A 4,922-nucleotide genomic window follows, 5' to 3' on the forward strand; every position below is an offset into this window, starting at 1 on the left:
ACAAGTGGAAGTTCCTAACATTAACTTCTGTGATATAAACTTTATTTCCTTGATCGTCGTCATAATTTCTAGTTTGGATAGCTCCTTCTAAACCGATTAGTGACCCTTTGCGTGTAAAATTAGCCAAGTTCTCTGCAGCTTTACGCCAAATAACACATCTTATAAAATCTGCTTCACGCTCGCCTTGTTGATTGGTAAAGCTTCTATTCACTGCTAGTGTAAAACTTCCAACTGCTGTGCCAGATTGCGTATATCTAAGGTCTACTTCTTTAGTTAGACGACCTATTAAATTTACATGGTTGATAATAATCCCTCCTAAAAATATTCATGAGTAAATTTGCCCGTCTTGTAATCATATTTAGCTATTATTTAAGCAAGTTACTTAGTTTCTTTTTCATTTCGTCTTGTTCTTCTTTACTAACAACTTCTGATTTCACTTCTTGCTTATTCGTCATAAAACTTGGTACTGGTTCAGTTTTTATGTGCTGATTACGGGTCTTATTCGGACTATTCATCTGTAAGACAAGCTTGTCATAATGTTTCCGTACTTTAGCTGGACTTAGAATAGTATTTTGCCAAAAGTCGTTATTCTGACACCAAATAACAACATTCTTCACTTGACTTAAATCTCTCTTGTCTAATTCGACTAATTTTCTGAAATCATCTGCCCAGTTTTGTAAATTAGGTTCTTTATGTTCAGGATTCCTTTTTTTGATAAGAGATAATAAAAATTTGGAAAGTAAGAAATAGTTAGAGTCCTCAGCATATCGAGACTTCGATTGCTGAGAGTTATTGCTCTTTTTCTTTATATCTATATCTATCTCTTTCTCTATCTCTTTCTCTGTGTCACTTTTCTGAACAACAATGTCACTTTTCTGAACGTTGTTGTCACAATGTGACGGTTCGGGAAGCTCAGTCAGATTTTCTTTTGCTCTGAGTTTTCTCATTCGCTTAGCAGAATCAGTCTCGCTTCCAATCATTTCATTTATTTGTTTAAGATAGAGTTCTCCCGTCTCTAACATTTCCACAAGACCAATTTGTTCAAATGTTTTCATTGCGACTGCTACTGTATCTAATGACGTGCCAGTTAGTTTTGCTAGTGCTTTTACATCGTATGGAATTAATTTCTCTCCTACATAGCGAACCAACTTACCATTATCTTTTAAAGACTCTAAGCATAGTTTTAAATAAAAAATCACATAATCTTTTCCGTTTTCTTGATCTTCTATCCATTGAATTGTATCTTCCTTAAAGAAGTTTTCATTTAGTTTAAGCCAGTAATACCGTTTGTTTTCACTCATTACATCACCCCTAATTCTTTTAGATCTTCCCTGGATAATTTAATTGGAACCACATTCCATTCTGCGCAAAACCAATCTAACCCTTTGTTATGTATTAGTTGATGGTGTTCCCTGCAGAGAGGTAAAAATGTTGACTCCAAATGATTATGTTTACTTCGGTTATTGCCCATACCAATTAGATTTGTTGCATGATGTATTTCTGCGTATTTATGACAAGCAACACACATTCTTTTCATAGTCATCTTGTAAACATACTTAGTAATATCGCTCGGTACGTACCCAACTGGATGCTGAAATGGTATTTGTTTATCAATGCAGTAATGAATTATCATATCTAACCATTCTGCTACTTCTTCTTTTTTCATTTTATTTCTAGCAATCGAAGGCTCTTTATCTGTGTCTTTTTCAATCATATACAAAGCTTTCATGTTAAGATTGATTCGACCCTTACGTTCTCCTGTATAATCATGTATGTCTCCGATTAATGCCCAATAGTGCTTCCGTTGCTGGTCTGTGCTACTCCCTTTAATCCAAGGTTCAAAATATCCAAATATGCGACCGTTCCATGTGTTTTCTGTAAATTTATTAAAGTCAATTGAATCATGTGTTTTTAGTAAAATTTCATGGTCATTAAAGTTTTTAACTTCACAGCGCATAATATCCCCTCTTTAATTTTTTTCAGGATAATAGCGTTCAACTTTCATACCTGTACTAACAAGATATTCATTTAAATTGTTAAACTGTTTTATTGTCCCTCTAATTTTGATAATATCTTCTACAATTTTTTCTTGAGGTTCTTCGTCTTTAATGTTTTTTATTTCTAAATCTTGGTTGTAGAGATTTGTGTTTATATTTTCTTCTTGGATCTTATTTTCTTTTTGCGCAGCAAGACTTTTCTTGTCTTCTCCTGCTTTAAAAATCCTTTGCAATATTTCTTGAGAGTCGATTCCCCTGTCATACATAGCTATCCAACCAGCGGTATCTTCTAATCCGCTAGCTAGTACAGCTTGTTCAATGACTTTCAATTCCTGCTTTCTCTTTTCAATTTTTTCTTTTATATCTTGTACTTGATGTTTGATTTCTTCTGCTATTTGTTCTTCAGAAAAAGTTCTGTTCGTCCACTTTGGATTGTGTTCTATTTCAAAGCCCTCTCCGTGGTTAGAAATCAAAACTTGAATTAAATCTTCTTTTTCCTGTCGCTCACGCGCTTCAAAATCTTTTATATTATTTTCCAACTCTTCCCAAGCTTCGTTATAAATTGAAGAGATACTTTTCATATCTTTTTCAAAATCTTCTAACTCTTTCAGCTTGTCATTCTTTACTTTTTTTCTAGCAGTTTCTACTTCTTCTCTAAGTTTTTTAACTTCTGCTCTTTGTTTTTTAGCTGTTTGATAGGTTTCTTCACTAGCAACAACTATCCCTTTATATTTGTTAGCAGTTTTTTCTGCGTATTCCTTGATTTGATTTAAATTTTTAATTTCGTATGAATCAGGTTTAAACTCCACAATTTGCATCAGATCTTTCATTTTAATTTCCTCCCCAATTAACAACTTCTTGTTCTTCTTTTTGCTTTTTCTCGTCTGACTTTGCTTTCGCTTCCAACTTTATTAACCATGGGACAACCTTGTTCCACATGTCAGGAGTGATTTCTTCTGTACTTTTAACTTTTAAATATTCAAAAATCCACTCATCTATTTGTTGACGCGAAACTTTCTTAATATTTTGAATAGATGTTCTTAATTGATCAGCACGTTTAATCGTTTCTTCTAAAGTCGGTTTTTGTGCTTTATTAAATCTTTCTTTTTCTTTTTTGTTATGACCGATACTTTGGCTCGCTTCGTTTCCATCATCATCAACATCACTTGCTATTCCAAAAGCGCTCGATAATGAATAGCGCCTAGCGTATGTGATAGCTGAGCCCATGCCTTGTGCGGTCGGTTTGTCTGCTTTTAAATAAAGTGGATCAAACTCAATAAATTCTCCGCTCGAATGGGTGATTATAGTCGTAACTCCTGCTTGTCCCTGCTCATTAGTGATTGTAGATTGAACATAGGCTAATCCGTGATTGTGCGCTACATTGTCTATTGACTGAACCACATTTTCCAAAGGAACATATTTAGATTTAAAAAACGGGTTATCTGCGTCTTTTAAAGGTTGCTTGAATTCTTTTTTAAATTCTGACAAAGCCTTAAAGATGTTTTTTGTTGATTCGCTAAACCTCACTAACAATTCACTCCTTTGCGCAATTCATATCTATCAAATTGTCTAAAATACTCTGCTATTTCAGTCGGTTCATCATAAATAAGATCTCCATCAAACTCAATTACTGAATCACCTTCATAAAGTGCTTCGCCCTTCCAATCTTTAGCAACTGGCAAATCTTCATCTGGTTCCAATGGAACCCCTAAACTGTCTCGTGAGCCTTTTAAAAATCGTTGATTCATGGTATAATCCTCCTAGATTTATGTATTGGTCCGCATTGCCGTGCGGACTTTTTTTATGTTGTTTTTCATTAGTACCAACCTAACTCTTCCAAAAGTAATGATAAGAACGGCCATGCGATAATGGAGAAAAACAGAAAATTAAGAACGAAGTAAAGAATATTATCTTGTTTTTTCTTCATTTTTTGCAGTTTTTCTCTTTTTAATCGTTCACAGTTTTCTTCTAATTTGATGTTCATTTGTGTTCCTCCTTTTCTGTATTGTTACTCTTTTAAACCTTTCCTATAATTGAATGGAAAGGAGTCATTTGATTTAAATAATTCAGTTTACTATTATCACTTATTGGATTTCCGTTTATTGTTGCAATTCCTCATCTTGCGAAGGTATGGATAAAATACAAGACCCCACCAAAAAATTGAAACAATTCCTCCAATATACATAAGGAGAATTCCTAACAATAATAAAAAGTCTTTCATTAGTATGCCTCCTTCAATCTTTCAAGATCGTTTTCGAATTTTATTGACCGAGTACCGGCCATCAGAAGCTCTCTATTCTCAAAAAAATGAACGATGGCGTAATAGTTGTATTGCACATCTGAATTTAAATCAGACTGAATTGGTTTAACCGGATTGAAATAATTAGGTCTATCTTTGCAAAACTCTCTAAAATCTTTTAAAAAGTAGTACGTAGAAGTTTGTTTCTTACCAATCAACCTTTGGACATCTTTCGGATAAATCCACATTTGAATAACTGATCTTACTTTCACTATTTCCATAAAAGGTCTCCTTTCTCTTACATCAAACTTTGTTGCAAACAGAACAATAATAAGTATCAGTCTTTTTGCTTTCTCTTGTTTTTACCATTTTTAAGTGACACGCTGGGCAGTTCATTAATTATCAGCATCTTGTTCCATAATTTTTAAAATGCCGGGGGTTGGGTTCAACTCGCTGCCACTAAACGATTGATAAGACAAACTGTCTAAATAGATCATCAAATCTTCGAAGCTTTCTCTTTTAACAGCGGTGTATCGAACGACATTCATCACATTTTTAATACGAGAATGAATTCTTCTTATGAATAAACCTTTCCACCCTTTAAATAAGTTGTCGCTATAATTTAGTCTTGTCTTTGCTAAGTGTTCTTTAGCAAATTGGTTCGCTAAAGTGTGAACTTTTGATTG

8 protein-coding genes and 1 pseudogene are annotated in these 4,922 nt (G+C 33.7%); all 9 read right to left on the reverse strand.

Translation table 11 applies throughout. The features are described 5' to 3' along the window. Positions 1–307: single-stranded DNA-binding protein (ssb, locus tag ACQV18_RS09225; protein ID WP_428893002.1), on the reverse strand; the 307-nt coding region annotated here is incomplete at its 3' end. A 58-nt stretch (positions 308–365) separates the two neighbouring features. Continuing rightward, positions 366–1,301, reverse strand: coding sequence for a phage replisome organizer N-terminal domain-containing protein (locus ACQV18_RS09230; protein ID WP_428892997.1), 936 nt, complete (start codon positions 1,299–1,301; stop codon positions 366–368). Beyond that, entirely contained in the window at positions 1,301–1,957 is a 657-nt protein-coding gene (locus tag ACQV18_RS09235) for a putative HNHc nuclease (protein ID WP_428884884.1), read from the reverse strand. The genes ACQV18_RS09230 and ACQV18_RS09235 overlap by 1 nt, the downstream gene beginning before the upstream one ends. Before the next feature lie 12 nt (positions 1,958–1,969). Beyond that, on the reverse strand, positions 1,970–2,827 hold the full coding sequence (locus ACQV18_RS09240; protein ID WP_428892998.1) for a DUF1351 domain-containing protein: 858 nt from the start codon (positions 2,825–2,827) through the stop codon (positions 1,970–1,972). A gap of 1 nt (position 2,828) precedes the next feature. Beyond that, the gene (locus tag ACQV18_RS09245) at positions 2,829–3,524 is read right to left on the reverse strand and encodes an ERF family protein (protein WP_428892999.1); all 696 of its coding nucleotides are present in this window, start codon (positions 3,522–3,524) and stop codon (positions 2,829–2,831) included. Further along, positions 3,524–3,745, reverse strand: coding sequence for a hypothetical protein (locus ACQV18_RS09250; RefSeq protein WP_428875915.1), 222 nt, complete (start codon positions 3,743–3,745; stop codon positions 3,524–3,526). Before ACQV18_RS09250 ends, ACQV18_RS09245 begins: the two co-directional genes overlap by 1 nt. A 68-nt stretch (positions 3,746–3,813) precedes the next feature. Further along, complete coding sequence (locus ACQV18_RS09255) at positions 3,814–3,981, reverse strand: hypothetical protein (RefSeq protein WP_428893000.1); 168 nt, start codon at positions 3,979–3,981, stop codon at positions 3,814–3,816. 236 nt (positions 3,982–4,217) lie between these two features. Beyond that, complete coding sequence (locus ACQV18_RS09260; RefSeq protein WP_428893001.1) at positions 4,218–4,517, reverse strand: hypothetical protein; 300 nt, start codon at positions 4,515–4,517, stop codon at positions 4,218–4,220. 114 nt (positions 4,518–4,631) lie between these two features. Continuing rightward, positions 4,632–4,922, reverse strand: a pseudogene (locus ACQV18_RS09265) (hypothetical protein); the annotation flags it as partial.

The sequence above is a fragment of the Facklamia sp. P9177 genome, from assembly GCF_050409585.1.
Classification (GTDB): Bacteria; Bacillota; Bacilli; order Lactobacillales; family Aerococcaceae; genus Facklamia.

Excerpts from the sequence above, each read along its gene's own strand:
- ACQV18_RS09230 (WP_428892997.1), bottom strand. The coding sequence starts at position 1,301 with ATGAGTGAAAACAAACGGTATTACTGGCTTAAACTAAATGAAAACTTC.
- ACQV18_RS09235 (WP_428884884.1), bottom strand. The coding sequence starts at position 1,957 with ATGCGCTGTGAAGTTAAAAACTTTAATGACCATGAAATTTTACTAAAA.
- ACQV18_RS09240 (WP_428892998.1), bottom strand. The coding sequence starts at position 2,827 with ATGAAAGATCTGATGCAAATTGTGGAGTTTAAACCTGATTCATACGAA.
- ACQV18_RS09250 (WP_428875915.1), bottom strand. The coding sequence starts at position 3,745 with ATGAATCAACGATTTTTAAAAGGCTCACGAGACAGTTTAGGGGTTCCA.
- ACQV18_RS09255 (WP_428893000.1), bottom strand. The coding sequence starts at position 3,981 with ATGAACATCAAATTAGAAGAAAACTGTGAACGATTAAAAAGAGAAAAA.
- ACQV18_RS09260 (WP_428893001.1), bottom strand. The coding sequence starts at position 4,517 with ATGGAAATAGTGAAAGTAAGATCAGTTATTCAAATGTGGATTTATCCG.